The following is a 14915-nucleotide window of genomic DNA, read 5'->3' as shown; positions in this document are numbered from 1 at the left end:
GGCCGGGGCCGGGGGATGCCGCGGGCGTCCCACCGGACGGCGGGGTGCCGCCCGCACCCTGCCCGCGGTCACCGTCGTACGGCGCGTTCATGGTTACCCCACCTCATCGTCCCCGGCCGACCGGCCACGACATCGCTCAACGGTCCACTTTCTCACCCGGGCCGGACGGGCCGCCGCTTTCGGACCCGGTGTCCGGTGTCGGGTCACTCGGCTGCCCGGGTTCTCCGGCGCCTGACTCCGCCGAAGGCCCTCCGGGCTCGCGCGGCGTGTCCGCCCCGGATTCCGGCCGCGGCTCCGGCTCCGCCGGTTCGGAGACCGCCGCGGCGGCCATGGCCTCGGCCTCGGCGTTCCGCGCGGCGACCCGCTTGCGCTGGCTGTACATCCGCACGCCTGCCAGGACGAGGAGGAGGACGCCACCGGCGATCACGAGCATCACCGTGGCGGTGATCTCGGAGACCTTGACGGTGAAGGTCATCGGCTGACCGTAGGGGGTGCCGTCCTCGGTGTAGAGCTGGGCCGTCATCGGCACCTGGCCGTTGACGTTGGCCGAGGCCGAGAACTTCACCGACTGGCTGTGGCCGCCGCTGATCTTGACGGGCAGTTCCTTGTACCGCTCGCCGTTCAGGTTGAGGCGGTTCTTGCTGCCGGAGGTGAGCCGCAGTACCAGGTGCACGTCCTGCAGCAGCTTGTTCTGGACGGTCACGGGGATCGTCGCGCTGCGGCCGGAGAGGGTGAGGTCGGACTTGTCGACCAGCTGGACGCCCTCGGTGAGCGTCTGCAGGTACTCCAGCACGTTGATCCGGTACAGCGCGGCGGCCCGGGCCTGGCCTCGCCAGGAGGTCGCCATCTCGCGGCTGATCGCGTTGGTGAAGGGTGGCACCACGCGGTACTGGGCGGTGAGGATGACCTTGAAGTCGTCCAGCTCGTCACGCGTGGTCTTCATGTCGCGGAAGGCCTGGACCGGCAGCTCACTGTCGCGGAGCTTCTTCGGGTACCGGGAGCCGGCGGGCACCGCGGTGGAGGCGTCGGGGTCCGGCTTGGCCGCGGCGGCCGCCAGGAGGTCGCTCGGCTGGCTCCAGCGCTTGGCGGCGAGCCCGCGCAGGGCCGTCGCCATGGTCTGCGCCTGCGCGACGGTCGGCACCCGCTGCGGGGCGACCACGATGCTGCGCTGGTCCTCCGGCTGCTCCAGGGTGACCGCGAGGGTCTGGGCGAGGAACGCCTGGACCGCGCGGGTCGAGTTCTCCGACCGGACCATGTCCCCCTCGAAGGCCTTGGACAGCACGGCGTCGCTCACCACGGCGGTGGTGCCGTTGCTGAAGGGGCGGGCCGCGGTGGGCGTGTAGGCGAGGTCGTCGCGGACGCTGTCGCTGCGGGCGATCACCTTGTCGGCACCGGCCGAGGTCGCGACCGAGACGATGGAGGGGTCTACGGCCCCCTCGACGGGCCAGGCGAAGTCGGTCGCGGGCTGCACGTGGAGGATGGTCTCGACCGTCGGCCCCGCGAGCGCGGTCGCCGACTGGAGGTGCCCCAGGGAACCGGGGACGTCCTTGCCGCGGTGGGCCAAGGACGCGATGTCGGGGTCGGCGAAGGGCAGGGCGACGACCTTGCGGCCCTGGACGGCCTTCTCCAGCGCGTCCAGCCAGCGCTCGGCGAGCTCCTGGTTCTTGCCCGGGACGTTCAGGGTGCCGTCCTTGACGCGGTAGCCGTTCGCCATGGCGTCGACGGAGGCGAGCAGGTCGGGGTCGACCACCCAGGTGACTGGGAGGTCCTTGCCCAGCGAGACGAGCTCGTCGAGGCGCCCGCCGGGCTTCAGCTCGGCCGCCAGGGCGTCGTCCTCGAACACCGGCGTCTGCTGGTCGTCGTTCGCCGTCTCGGCCGACACATGGGCCGAGGAGATCAGCGGCCAGAGGTAGGTGAGCTGGGTCCGCTTCTCGGTGGCCTCCGGCTGGTACGGGAGGAAGGTGCGCTCGATGCCGAGGACCCGGTCGTAGCGGCGGTCCGAGGTCTGCCCGCTGAGCGAGACCCCCAGCTGGTACACGCCGGCCTCGGCGAGTCCGAGGTCGGCCACGGGCACCGACAGGGAGAAGTCCGCCGAGAGGCCGGGACCCAGCCGGGGGATCTTGACCGTGGGAGCGTCGTCGAGTGGGCCGGGGTCGCTGTAGCTCCGGTAACCGGTCCGCCCCGCGACCTGCTCGATCTCGCTGCGGCTGGTCATCTGCGGTCCGACCCGCAGATCCACCTCCGCGTCGGTCACCGTCTTCTTGCTCCGGTTGGTCACCGAGCCGGAGATCGTGACCGTGTCGCCCTCGACGGGCGCGCTCGGCGTCAGCGTGTCCAGCGACACATCGACCGTCTTCGAGCCGGCGTCCTCGGCGGCGAGCGCCGGGGAGGACACGGCCGGGGCCTGGAGGAGACCGGCGAGGAGCGGCGCCCCGAAGGCGACGGTGATCGTGCGCCGCAGCCATCGGCGGGCAGGTGAGGGACCGGTCCCCTGGATGTCTGCCGCCTCGGCCACGCGTTCGCCCGTCCTCGTCGTTGTCTCTGGTGTCAGTGGGGTGAGTGGTTCCCGGTTGCTGTGTCCAGGCATGGTAACGAGGCACGCTGGGAGCAAGTGCCGGGGACTGCTCCAGGCGATCTTCGGCGGTGCCCGGCCGACGGTCTCCGGTGCCCCTTCCCCGGGAAAACGAGGACGTCGGCGCGGGCCGGGGCACGTACCCTTTTCTGTTGTGCCGAACGCCAACGAAGACACCCCGACTGCACTGAGCCAGGTGCAACGCCGCGCGGTCAGTGAACTGCTGCGCGTGTCCCCCGTCGCCGACGACCTCGCCCGCCGTTTCCAGGATGCCGGGTTCAGCCTCGCGCTGGTCGGTGGCTCGGTACGGGACGCCTTGCTCGGCCGGCTCGGCAACGACCTGGACTTCACCACCGACGCCCGCCCCGAGGACGTGCTGAAGATCGTCCGCCCGTGGGCCGACGCGGTGTGGGAGGTCGGCATCGCCTTCGGGACCGTCGGCTGCCAGAAGGAGGCCCGCGTCGGGGACGTCGATCAGAGCTACCAGATCGAGGTCACCACGTACCGCTCCGAGGCGTACGACCGGACCTCGCGCAAGCCCGAGGTCTCCTACGGCGACTCCATCGACGAGGACCTCGTCCGGCGTGACTTCACCGTCAACGCCATGGCCGTGGCCCTGCCGCAGAAGGAGTTCATCGACCCGTACGGCGGCCTTGAGGACCTCGCCGCCCGGGTACTGCGGACGCCGGGCACGCCCGAGGCCTCCTTCTCCGACGACCCGCTGCGCATGATGCGCGCCGCGCGCTTCGCCGCTCAGCTGGACTTCGAGGTCGCCCCCGAGGTCGTCACCGCGATGAGGGAGATGTCCGGCCGGATCGAGATCGTCTCCGCCGAGCGGATCCGTGAGGAACTCAACAAGCTGCTGCTCTCCTCGCACCCCAGGAAGGGGCTCGGCCTCCTGGTGGACACGGGACTCGCCGACCATGTGCTCCCCGAGCTGCCGGAACTCCGGCTGGAGAGCGACGAGCACCACCGGCACAAGGACGTCTACGAGCACTCGCTGACCGTGCTCGACCAGGCCATCGACCTGGAGGAGGACGGCCCCGACCTGGTGCTGCGCCTCGCGGCGCTGCTCCACGACATCGGCAAGCCGCGCACCCGCCGCTTCGAGAAGGACGGTCGCGTCTCGTTCCACCACCACGAGGTGGTGGGCGCGAAGATGACCAAGAAGCGCATGACCGCGCTCAAGTACTCCAACGAGATGATCAAGGACGTCTCCCGGCTCGTGGAGCTGCACCTCCGCTTCCACGGCTACGGCACGGGCGAGTGGACCGACTCGGCCGTGCGCCGCTACGTCCGGGACGCAGGGCCGATGCTCTCGCGTCTGCACAAGCTGACCCGCTCGGACTGCACCACGCGGAACAAGCGCAAGGCGAGCGCGCTCTCCCGCGCCTACGACGGGCTGGAGGACCGCATCGCCCAGCTCCAGGACCAGGAGGAGCTCGACGCGATCCGTCCCGACCTCGACGGCAACCAGATCCAGGAGATCCTTGGCATCGGCCCCGGCCCCGCGATCGGGCAGGCCTACAAGTTCCTACTGGAGCTGCGGCTGGAGAACGGGCCGATGGAGCACGACCAGGCCGTCACCGCGCTCAAGGAGTGGTGGGCCGAGCAGGGCTGAGCCTCGTCCTCGGGCGTCGGCGTTTCACGTGGCATGTTTCACGTGAAACAGCCCGCCCGCGACACCGTGAGGGGTGGTGTTTCACGTGAAACATCACCCCTCACGACGTTCTCCCCGCAGGGCCAGGGCGATCCCGGCGTAGAGCACGGCCACCAGCACGATCACCAGGGCGGACCGCCCGTCGGGCGGGAGCATCAGCGCCGCGACCCCGGCCGCCGCCACGAAGGCCACGTTGAACAGCACGTCGTACAGCGCGAAGACCCGCCCCCGGTAGGCGTCGTCCACCGAGGTCTGCACCACCGTGTCCGTCGCGATCTTCGCTCCCTGGGTGGTGAGCCCGAGGACGAAGGCGGCGGCGAAGAAGGGCACCGGGGCGAAGGTCAGACCGAGCAGCGGTTCGAGCACCGCGGCCGTGGCCGCGCACACGGTTATCCAGCCGAAGGGCCCGAACCGTCCCACGGCCCAGGGGGAGAGCACGGCCGCCGCGAAGAATCCCGCGCCCGAGGTGGCGACGGCGATCCCGAGAAGCCCGAGGCCCTCGGACTCGGTGGAGCCCCAGGCGTAACGGCAGAGCATGAGCACGGTGACGAGCAGTGCGCCGTAGCAGAAGCGCATGACGCCCACCGCGGCGAGAGCGCGGGCGGCGTCCCGCCGCTTCGCGAGGTGCCGGAGTCCCGCGACCAGGCCCCGGGCCGTCGAGGCCAGGGCGGAGGAGAGCCGCTCGGGCCCGAGGGCCGGGTCGGGGCCCAGGAGCTCCCGTGACATCCGGAGGGAGGCGAGGGCGGCGCAGAGGTAGAGGACGGCACCGAAGGCCACCACGGCGGCGTCGGACCGGTCGGCGATCAGCTGGATGCCGAACGCGATACCGCCGCCCGCGGTGGCGGCGAGGGTGCCCGCGGTGGGGGAGAGCGAGTTCGCCATGACCAGCCGCTCGTCGTCTACGACCCGTGGGAGCGAGGCGGACAGTCCCGCGAGGACGAAGCGGTTGACGGCCGTGACGGAGAGCGCGGAGGCGTAGAAGAGCCACTCGGGGACGGAGACGAGGACCAGGACGGCGGTCCCGCCGGCGAGGAGGGCCCGCAGGAGGTTGCCGTACAGGAAGACCTGGCGGCGCTGCCAGCGGTCCAGGAGCACGCCGGCGAAGGGCCCGACGAGTGAGTACGGCAGCAGGAGGACCGCCATGGCGGAGGCGATCGCGGCCGGTGAGGTCTGTTTCTCGGGGGAGAACACGACGTACGTGGCCAGCGCCACCTGGTAGACGCCGTCGGCGCACTGGGAGAGCAGCCGGACGGCGAGGAGGCGGCGGAAGTTCGTCAGGCGCAGGAGTACGCGCAGATCACGTACGACGGACATGGCAGCAAGACTCACATACGAAGAGGGCCCCCGGGCAGTGCCGCGGGGACCCTCGATCGACAAGCGTGGGGCGCCTTAGCGCTCGACCTCACCCTTGATGAACTTCTCGACGTTGGCCAGGGCCTCGTCGTCGAAGTACTGGACCGGCGGGCTCTTCATGAAGTAGCTCGACGCGGAGAGGATGGGGCCGCCGATGCCGCGGTCCTTGGCGATCTTCGCGGCGCGCAGGGCGTCGATGATGACACCCGCGGAGTTCGGGGAGTCCCACACCTCGAGCTTGTACTCCAGGTTCAGCGGAACGTCGCCGAAGGCGCGGCCCTCGAGGCGCACGTACGCCCACTTGCGGTCGTCCAGCCAGGCCACGTAGTCCGAGGGACCGATGTGGACGTTCTTCTCGCCCAGCTCGCGGTCGGGGATCTGCGAGGTGACGGCCTGCGTCTTGGAGATCTTCTTGGACTCGAGACGGTCACGCTCGAGCATGTTCTTGAAGTCCATGTTGCCGCCGACGTTGAGCTGCATGGTGCGCTCAAGACGGACACCGCGGTCCTCGAACAGCTTCGCCATCACGCGGTGCGTGATGGTCGCGCCGACCTGCGACTTGATGTCGTCGCCGACGATCGGGACGCCCGCCTCGGTGAACTTGTCGGCCCACTCCTTGGTGCCGGCGATGAAGACCGGGAGGGCGTTGACGAAGGCGACCTTGGCGTCGATGGCGCACTGCGCGTAGAACTTCGCGGCGTCCTCGGAACCCACCGGCAGGTAGCAGATGAGAACGTCGACCTCGCGGTCCTTGAGGATCTGGACGACGTCCACCGGCTCCTCGGCGGACTCCTCGATGGTCTGGCGGTAGTACTTGCCGAGACCGTCGAGGGTGTGACCACGCTGGACCGTGATGCCCTTGTTCGGGACGTCACAGATCTTGATGGTGTTGTTCTCGCTGGCGCCGATGGCGTCCGAGAGGTCGAGGCCGACCTTCTTCGCGTCGACGTCGAAGGCCGCGACGAAGTCGATGTCACGGACGTGGTAGTCGCCGAACTGAACGTGCATCAGGCCGGGGACCTTGGTCGCCGGGTCGGCGTCCTTGTAGTACTCGACGCCCTGAACCAGCGAGGCGGCGCAGTTGCCCACGCCGACGATGGCTACGCGAACCGAACCCATTCCGGTTGCTCCCTGTGTGATCGTGGAAGCCCTGCTGTGCGCAGGGTTTCACTTGGCGGTGTCGTCGGACGGATCCGGCCGGGTACTGCCCCCGTGCCGGGGCAGGCCGCCCGTTTCTCCAGAATCGTTGTCGTGCAGAGCGCGGGCGTCGGTGCCGGATCGCTGATCCCGCCCTGCCCGCTCGCTCTCGATGAGCTCGTTCAGCCAGCGCACTTCGCGCTCCACGGACTCCATGCCGTGGCGCTGCAGCTCAAGCGTGTAGTCGTCGAGGCGCTCGCGGGTCCGGGCCAGGGAGGCGCGCATCTTCTCCAGACGCTCCTCCAGCCGGCTGCGGCGGCCTTCGAGGACCCGCATCCGCACCTCGCGCTCGGTCTGCCCGAAGAAGGCGAAGCGGGCGGCGAAGTGCTCGTCCTCCCAGGCGTCGGGCCCGGTGTGGGACAGGAGCTCCTCGAAGTGCTCCTTCCCCGCGGCCGTCAACCGGTAGACGATCTTGGCTCGGCGCCCTGCGAGTGAAGCGGCGAGCGCCTCCTCAGGAGCGCTGCCCGGTTCCTCGATCAACCAGCCGTTGGCGACCAGCGTCTTGAGGCAGGGATACAGCGTTCCGTAGCTGAAGGCCCGGAAGACGCCCAGCGAGGTGTTGAGGCGCTTGCGCAGCTCGTACCCGTGCATCGGAGCCTCGCGCAGCAGGCCGAGGACGGCGAACTCGAGGATGCCGGAGCGTCTGCTCATGCCCCGCCTCCTCCTCCGCTTCACCGGCCCTTATGCCGTGCTGATGTATCGACTCGATACATCAGCACGATAGAACGGCCCCAAGGTCCCGACAAGTAGGACCGCCGTGACCGGCGTCACATCGCCGATTCACAGCGTGCGACTTGCCTGATTTGGGGTGAACTCCGGCCCTAGGCGGGTTTTGGCCCTGCGTAGGCTGTGCCGCATGCAGAACACCGGGAACCGAGCGCTGCCGCGGGGCGTCAGTGCTCCGGGTGACCGGCTGCGATACGGAGGGGCCTCCGATGGGGTTCCGGCCGTGCGCATTTCGGGGGGACCGGAACTCAACTGCCGCTTCCAGGCGTTCACGCCTGCCCGAGGAGTAGTCGTTCGATGAGCGAGCATCGTCGCAAAATGCCGCCGCAGCAGCCGCCCACGGGCGGTCGCGCGGCGGCACGGCGCGCTGCCCAGCAGCCGGTGGGCCGCAGGTCGGCCCCGGCCCAGGATTTCGGTACGGGGGCCCCTTCGGCCTCGTACGGGCCCACCTCCTCCCCCGGGGAGGAGCCGCGGCCCTATGGCGGTCGCGCCGAGGCCCGCAGGGCCGCCCAGCGCGGCAGCCGCCGCAAGGGGGCCGACAACGGCCCCGGCGGGCCCGGTGGGCCCGGCGGCGGACGGCGCGGCGGCGGTGGCGGCGGCCGCGGCGGCGGTGCCGGCCGCGGTCCCGGCGGTGGCTCGCCGGGCAAGAAGCGGGCCATCGACTACCCGCGCTACGGAAAGTACGGCTGGCGTCGCTGGATGCCGTCGTGGAAGCTCGTCACGGGCACCTTCCTGTTCTTCGTAGCCAGCCTGATGGGCGCGGCCGCGATCGCGTACTCGCAGGTGGACATCCCCAACGAGGCGCTGACCGCGAAGTCGCAGAACAACATCTACTACTGGTCGAACGGGACCCGGATGGTCGCGACGGGCAGCGGCACCAACCGCCAGATCGTCCCGTTCGAGAAGATCCCGAAGTCCATGCAGAACGCCGTGATCTCGGCGGAGAACAAGACCTTCTGGGACGACTCCGGTATCGACCCCATGGGCATCGGCCGCGCCGTGTGGAACATGGCCAAGGGCGGTGAGACCCAGGGTGGTTCGACGATCACCCAGCAGTACGTGAAGAACAACCGTCTCGACGACCAGTCGCAGACCCTCAGCCGGAAGGTGAAGGAACTCTTCATCTCCATGAAGGTCGGTGGCGAGGTCGACAAGGACGAGATCATGGCCGGCTACCTGAACACCGCGTACTACGGCCGCGGTGCCTACGGTGTCCAGGCGGCGGCCCGCGCGTACTTCAACGTCGACGCCGAGAAGCTCAACCCCAGCCAGTCGGCGCTGCTCGCCGCGGTCCTCAAGGGCGCGACGTACTACGACCCGGCCGGCTACCCCGAGATCGACTCCGACGCCACGCCCGAGAAGAACACCGAGCGGGCCACGCTCCGGTGGGGGTGGATCCTCGACGAGATGCAGAAGGACGGGCACCTCCCGGCCGCGGAGCGCGCGAAGTACACGACGTTCCCCAAGGTCGAGAAGCCGAAGAAGAGCGCCAACCTCAGTGGTCAGATCGGCTATCTGGTGACCACCGCTAAGGCCAACATCAAGGCCCAGTTCGGCATCACCGAGCAGGATCTGGAGCGCGGCGGCTACGAGATCTACACCACCTTCGAGAAGAAGAAGGTGGACGCCATGGAGGACTCGGTCACGAAGATCCTCAAGGAGTACATCGATCCGAAGAAGCGGCCGAAGACCGACACGAACGTGCAGTTCGGCGGCGCGTCCGTCGACACGGCGACCGGCAAGATCGTCGCGCTGTACGGCGGTGTCGACGCCACCAAGCACTTCCGCAGCAACGCCGACAACACCGGTGCGCAGGTCGGATCGACGTTCAAGCCGTTCGTGCTCGCCGCCGCGATGCGGGACGGCGTCAGGGACAAGTCCCTCCAGGCGGAGCAGGACGCCTCCACCCGCACGATCGTGGACCCCGACAAGAGCCGCTACTCCGGCCAGAACAAGCTGAAGATCCGCAAGTACAACGGCGAGATCTGGCACAACGAGAAGGGCAAGGAGTGGCTCCAGACCAACGACGACGACGCGAGCTACAAGGACATGACGCTGCGTCGCGCGATGGTCAAGTCGGCGAACTCGCCGTACGTGCAGCTCGGCATGGACGTCGGCATCGACCGGGTCCGTAAGGCCGCCGTCGACGCGGGTCTGCGCCCCGACTCGCTCGTCGGGGGCGAGGTGCCCTCCTTCTCCCTCGGCATCTCCAGCCCGAGCGCCATCCGCATGGCCGGCGCCTACGCGACCTTCGCCAACGTGGGTGAGCAGAACGACCCCTACTCGGTGGAGTCCGTGAAGAAGGAGGGCGTCGTCATCCATCAGCACAAGAAGGAGACGAAGACCCCCTTCAGCCCGGCCGTCGCCACCAACGTGACCGATGTCCTCCGCTCCGTCGTGGACGACGACGAGGGCACTGGCAAGAAGGCCCGGATCCCGGGCCGCGAAGTGGCCGGCAAGACCGGTACCACCGACGGCAACAAGTCGGCCTGGTTCGTGGGGTACACCCCGCAGCTGTCGACCGCGATCGACATGTACCGCTTCGACGACGACGAGACGAAGAAGGACCGCGAGTTCCAGGAGATGTTCGGCACGGGTGACCAGCCGAAGATCCACGGTTCGTCGTTCCCGTCGCGGATCTGGCAGGACTACATGACCGAGGCCGTGGAGAGCTACCCGGTCAAGAGCTTCCCCGAGGTGGAGAAGCTGGAGGGCGCCGAGGCCGTCTTCGGCGGCGGTGCCTCCAGCCCCACCCCGAGCCCGACGCCCACGCCGACGCCGACCGAGACCACCGCCACGCCGACGACGACTCCCCCGACCACCACGCCGCCGCCGACGACGACTCCCCCGACCACGTCGCGGACGCCGAAGCCGGGCAAGACGACCTGCGGCGTCTGGGGCTGGGGCTGCACCGACGAACCGGGCGATCCCGGCGGCAACACCGGGGAACCCACCACGGAACCGCCGCCGACCGACACACCGACGGACACCGGCACGCCGACGGACGACGGCAACGGTCCTGGCGGAGGGAACGGCAGGCCCGGCGGGGCCCTGGCTCCCTGATCCGCCGACAGACCGACCGGTCCCGCGCCGCCGCGCGGGACGAGGGCCGTCGCGGCCGACCCGTACCTTCCCGTACGGGCCGGCCGCGGCGGCCCTCGCGGTTTTCCCGGAGTCGTACGGCAGGATGTCCCCCATGCCGAGCCTCCAGAAGACGAGCGCGCCGCAGGACCGGCCTCCGGGCCGCCCGCAGACGGTCATCCCCACCCACCGGGACAAGGTGGCCGCCGCGGGCAGCGAACTGATCGGCGGCCCCTACGGCCGGCGGGCGAGGACCGGCACCGGGCAGCTGACGCCGGCACGGGTGATCGCCCTGGTGGCCATCGGCATGTTCGCCCTCGGCATGGTGCAGAAGCTGCCCTGCTACAACTGGGCCTGGTTCCGGGGCACGACCTCGCAGTACACCCACGCCTGCTACTCGGACATCCCGCACCTCTTCACGGGGCGCGGCTTCGCCGAGGGCCTGGTGCCCTACTTCGACCGGCTGAACGGCGACATACCGTTCCTGGAGTACCCGGTTCTGACCGGGCTCTTCATGGAGGTCGCGGCCTGGCTGACGCCGGGCGGCGGCGACACCATGCAGCGCGAGCAGGCGTACTGGCTGGCGAACGCGGGACTGCTGATGGTCTGCGCGGCCGTTCTCGCGGTCTGTGTGGCCCGGACGCACCGGCTGCGCCCCTGGGACGGGCTGCTCGTCGCCCTCGCGCCCTCGGTCGCGCTGACCGCGACGATCAACTGGGACATACTGGCCGTCGCGCTGACGGCCGCCGCCGTCCTGATGTGGTCGCGGGGACGTCCGCTGGCCTTCGGCCTCCTGCTCGGCCTGGCCACCGCCGCCAAGTTCTACCCGATACTGCTCCTCTGTCCGCTGCTGCTGCTCTGCTGGCGGTCCGGGAAGTGGCGGGAGTACGTCACGGCGGTGCTGGCCGCGGCCGGCGCGTGGCTGGTCGTGAACCTGCCCGTGATGCTGCTGGCGCCCGAGGGCTGGAAGCAGTTCTACCTCTTCAGCCGCGACCGGAACGTCGACTTCGGATCGATCTGGCTGCTGATCAGCCAGCGCACGGGTGAGCCGATCACCCCGGGCCGGGCGAACCTGTACGCGCTGCTGCTGATGCTCGTGGCGGTCGCCGCACTCGCCTACCTGGCGTTCACGGCCCCGCGCCGGCCCCGCTTCGTCCAGCTGGCGTTCCTGATCGTCGCCGCGTTCGTCCTGACCAACAAGGTCTACTCGCCGCAGTACGTGCTGTGGCTGGTGCCGCTCGCGGCGCTCGCCCGGCCGCGCTGGCGCGACTTCCTGATCTGGCAGGCCTGCGAGGTCATGTACTTCGTGGGCGTGTGGATGTACCTGGCGTTCACCACCAGCGGCAACAAGCAGGGCCTTCCGGTGGACGGCTACCAGTTCGTGATCGTGCTGCACCTGCTGGGCACGCTGTACCTGTGCGTGATGGTCGTACGCGACATCCTCAGGCCCGAGAAGGACCCGGTCCGGCAGAACGGCTCGGACGACCCCTCAGGGGGCGTCCTGGACGGCGCCGAGGACGTCTTCGTCGCGGGACGCGCCGCGCGCCCCGCCCGGCACGCCGCCCCGGTGGCCGAGGACGGACGGCTGCTCGTGCAATGGGGAACCCCCGGAAGCTGAGCTCCCGGGGGTTCAGGGGGTGTCGACCGGCTCAGCGCTCGACGAGCCGGTCGAACTGCGTCGTGGTGTGGCGCAGGTGCGCCACGAGCTCGTCGCCCACCCGGGGCTCCTGGGCGTCCGCCGGCACGAACAGGATCGACACCTGCATGTGCGGCGGTTCGGCGAACCAGCGCTGCTTCCCGGCCCAGACGAAGGGCGAGAGGTTCCGGTTGACGGTGGCCAGGCCGGCCCGGGCGACGCCCTTGGCGCGCGGCATGACGCCGTGCATGGCCTTGGGGGCCTCCAGCCCCACCCCGTGCGAGGTGCCGCCGGCGACGACGACCAGCCAGCCGTCCGACGCGGCCTTCTGCTGGCGGTAGCCGAACCGGTCCCCCTTGGCGACCCGGGTCACGTCGAGCACCGCGCCGCGGTACTCGGTGGCCTCGTGGTCGCCCAGCCAGAGCCGGGTGCCGATGCGGGCACGGAAGCGGGTCTGCGGGAACTGCTGCTGGAGCCTCGCCTGCTCCTCGGCCCGCAGGTGGCTGACGAACATGGTGTGCAGCGGCAGCCGCGCGGCCCGCAACCGGTCCATCCAGCCGATGACCTCCTCGACGGCGTCGGTGCCGTCCGGGCGGTCCAGCGGGAGGTGGAGGGCGAAGCCCTCCAGGCGTACGTCCTCGATGGCGGAGTGGAGCTGCGGGAGCTCCTCCTCGCGGACGCCGTGCCGCTTCATCGAGCTCATGCACTCGATGACGACCCGGGCCCCCACGAGGGCGTGGACGCCGTCCACGGACGACACGGAGCGGACGACCCGGTCGGGCAGCGGAACCGGTTCCTCACCCCGGCGGAAGGGGGTGAGGACCAGCAGGTCGCCGCTGAACCAGTCCTTGATCCGCGCGGCTTCGTACGTGGTGCCCACGGCGAGCATGTCGGCGCCGAACCGGGCCGCCTCGTCCGCGAGGCGCTCGTGACCGAAGCCGTAGCCGTTGCCCTTGCAGACGGGGATGACACCGGGGAACTGGTCGATGACGTTCTTCTGGTGCGCCCGCCAGCGAGCGGTGTCGACGTAGAGGGAGAGCGCCATGGCCGGCCCGGAACCTTTCTGATGGCAGCGGTGAGTCAAAGGTATGTACGAGAGTACGGAAACGTCAGCGGCACGGCACGGGTCAGCGGCGGGACATGTAGATGTCGAGGGCCTTGTGCAGCAGCTTGTTCAGCGGGAAGTCCCACTCGCCGACGTACTCGACGGCCTCGCCGCCCGTGCCCACCTTGAACTGGATGAGGCCGAACAGGTGGTCGGTCTCATCGAGCGAGTCGGAGATGCCCCGCAGGTCGTAGACGGTCGCACCCATCGCGTAGGCGTCGCGCAGCATGCGCCACTGCATCGCGTTGGAGGGGCGGACCTCACGGCCGATGTTGTCGGAGGCGCCGTAGGAGTACCAGACGTGGCCGCCGACGACGAGCATCGTCGCCGCGGAGAGGTTCACACCGTTGTGACGGGCGAAGTAGAGCCGCATGCGGTTGGGGTCCTCGCTGTTGAGGACGGTCCACATGCGCTGGAAGTACGAGAGCGGGCGCGGCCGGAAGTGGTCGCGGACGGCCGTGATCTCGTAGAGCCGCTGCCACTCGGCCAGGTCCTCGTAGCCGCCCTGGACGACCTCGACACCGGCCTTCTCGGCCTTCTTGATGTTCCGGCGCCACAGCTGGTTGAAGCCCTTGAGGACGTCGTCCAGCGAGCGGTTCGCGAGCGGGACCTGGAAGACGTAGCGGGGCTGCACGTCGCCGAACCCGGCCCCGCCGTCCTCGGCCTGCTGCCAGCCCATCTTCCGCAGCCGGTCCGCGACCTCGAAGGCACGCGGCTCGATGTGGGTGGCCTCGACGTCCTTCAGGCGCTTCACGTCCGGGTCCTGGATCCCGGACTTGATCGCGGCCGAGTCCCAGCGGCGGATGACGACGGGCGGGCCCATCTTCACCGAGAAGGCGCCCTGCTGCTTGAGGTGCGCCAGCATCGGGTTCAGCCAGTCGTCGAGGTTCGGCGCGTGCCAGTTGATGACCGGGCCCTCGGGCAGGTAGGCCAGGTACCGCTTGATCTTCGGGAGCTGGCGGTAGAGGACCAGGCCGGCGCCGACGAGCTCGCCGCTCTTGTCGAACCAGCCGAGGTTCTCCGAGCGCCACTCCGTCTTCACATCAGCCCACGCCGGGACCTGGCAGTGGCTTGCCGAGGGCTGGCTCTGGATGTAGGCCAGATGCTGCTCACGGCTGATGGTCCTCAGGGTCAGGCTCATGCGGGGCGCTCCTCGGCAGGTGTGTCCCCATCGGTCAGGGGCTCCGGCTCTCGCGCCGAAGCCTACTGTGACCGGGGAGCGCCCCGGATGGGCATGTACGTCCTGACGTGCCGCTGGGCTCAGCTGATGACGCCGCCGAAGAGCCCGCCGTGCGCCATGCCGAGGTAGAACCCGAACGCCGAGGCGCCGAGTCCGAGGATCAGCAGGAAGCGCTCGCGGGTGGTCACGGAGATGAACTGGCCGTAGGCGCCGGTCAGGATGCCGATCAGGCCCGTCCACGAACTCAGCAGGTGCAGGCTGTGGAACTGGGCTGTGATGAAGGCGACGACACCCAGGACCAGGGTCACGCCCACCAGGGCGTCCTGGATCGGGTGCGGTTTGCCGTCGGTGGCGAAGAGGGAGTGGCCGGGGTCGGGTCGCATTGCCTGTGCCATGGGGCACCTC

The 14915-nt window shown here is 69.7% G+C and carries 10 protein-coding genes; 3 read left to right on the top strand and 7 right to left on the bottom strand.

The window, feature by feature from the left end; genetic code table 11:
* Positions 1-136 precede the first annotated feature (136 nt).
* Positions 137-2515 carry a DUF6049 family protein gene (locus tag EAO70_RS14320; protein ID WP_148003343.1) on the bottom strand — a complete coding sequence of 793 codons (2379 nt, stop codon included), beginning with the start codon at positions 2513-2515 and terminating at the stop codon, positions 137-139.
* 211 nt (positions 2516-2726) lie between these two features.
* On the opposite strand from EAO70_RS14320, the gene EAO70_RS14315 reads away from it, so the two are divergent.
* Positions 2727-4193, top strand: coding sequence for a CCA tRNA nucleotidyltransferase (locus tag EAO70_RS14315; protein WP_187283879.1), 1467 nt, complete (start codon positions 2727-2729; stop codon positions 4191-4193).
* 93 nt (positions 4194-4286) lie between these two features.
* On the opposite strand, the gene EAO70_RS14310 is transcribed toward EAO70_RS14315, so the two are convergent.
* From EAO70_RS14310 to EAO70_RS14300, 3 genes are all read right to left on the bottom strand, one after another.
* The gene (locus EAO70_RS14310; RefSeq protein WP_148003342.1) at positions 4287-5546 is read right to left on the bottom strand and encodes an MFS transporter; all 1260 of its coding nucleotides are present in this window, start codon (positions 5544-5546) and stop codon (positions 4287-4289) included.
* A gap of 75 nt (positions 5547-5621) precedes the next feature.
* Positions 5622-6704, bottom strand: coding sequence for an inositol-3-phosphate synthase (locus EAO70_RS14305; protein WP_148003341.1), 1083 nt, complete (start codon positions 6702-6704; stop codon positions 5622-5624).
* Positions 6705-6752: 48 nt separating this feature from the next.
* Positions 6753-7433, bottom strand: coding sequence for a PadR family transcriptional regulator (locus EAO70_RS14300; RefSeq protein ID WP_148003340.1), 681 nt, complete (start codon positions 7431-7433; stop codon positions 6753-6755).
* Between the two features lie 372 nt (positions 7434-7805).
* Here EAO70_RS14300 and EAO70_RS14295 point away from each other — a divergent pair, with 372 nt between their 5' ends.
* Complete coding sequence (locus tag EAO70_RS14295; protein WP_148003339.1) at positions 7806-10571, top strand: transglycosylase domain-containing protein; 2766 nt, start codon at positions 7806-7808, stop codon at positions 10569-10571.
* Positions 10572-10704: 133 nt separating this feature from the next.
* A complete protein-coding gene (locus tag EAO70_RS14290) occupies positions 10705-12207 on the top strand; it encodes a glycosyltransferase family 87 protein (protein ID WP_148003338.1) in 1503 nt (500 codons plus the stop codon).
* A 31-nt stretch (positions 12208-12238) separates the two neighbouring features.
* Here EAO70_RS14290 and EAO70_RS14285 read toward each other — a convergent pair whose 3' ends face one another.
* From EAO70_RS14285 to EAO70_RS14275, 3 genes are all read right to left on the bottom strand, one after another.
* Positions 12239-13270 carry an alanine racemase gene (locus EAO70_RS14285; RefSeq protein WP_148003337.1) on the bottom strand — a complete coding sequence of 344 codons (1032 nt, stop codon included), beginning with the start codon at positions 13268-13270 and terminating at the stop codon, positions 12239-12241.
* Positions 13271-13352: 82 nt separating this feature from the next.
* Positions 13353-14471, bottom strand: coding sequence for a lipid II:glycine glycyltransferase FemX (locus tag EAO70_RS14280; RefSeq protein WP_148003336.1), 1119 nt, complete (start codon positions 14469-14471; stop codon positions 13353-13355).
* 119 nt (positions 14472-14590) lie between these two features.
* The gene (locus tag EAO70_RS14275; protein ID WP_148003335.1) at positions 14591-14905 is read right to left on the bottom strand and encodes a hypothetical protein; all 315 of its coding nucleotides are present in this window, start codon (positions 14903-14905) and stop codon (positions 14591-14593) included.
* Positions 14906-14915: the final 10 nt, after the last annotated feature.

It is taken from the genome of Streptomyces sp. adm13(2018), assembly GCF_008042145.1.
In the GTDB taxonomy this organism is placed as follows: Bacteria; Actinomycetota; Actinomycetes; order Streptomycetales; family Streptomycetaceae; genus Streptomyces.
This window is presented reverse-complemented; position numbering and strand designations above follow the sequence as displayed.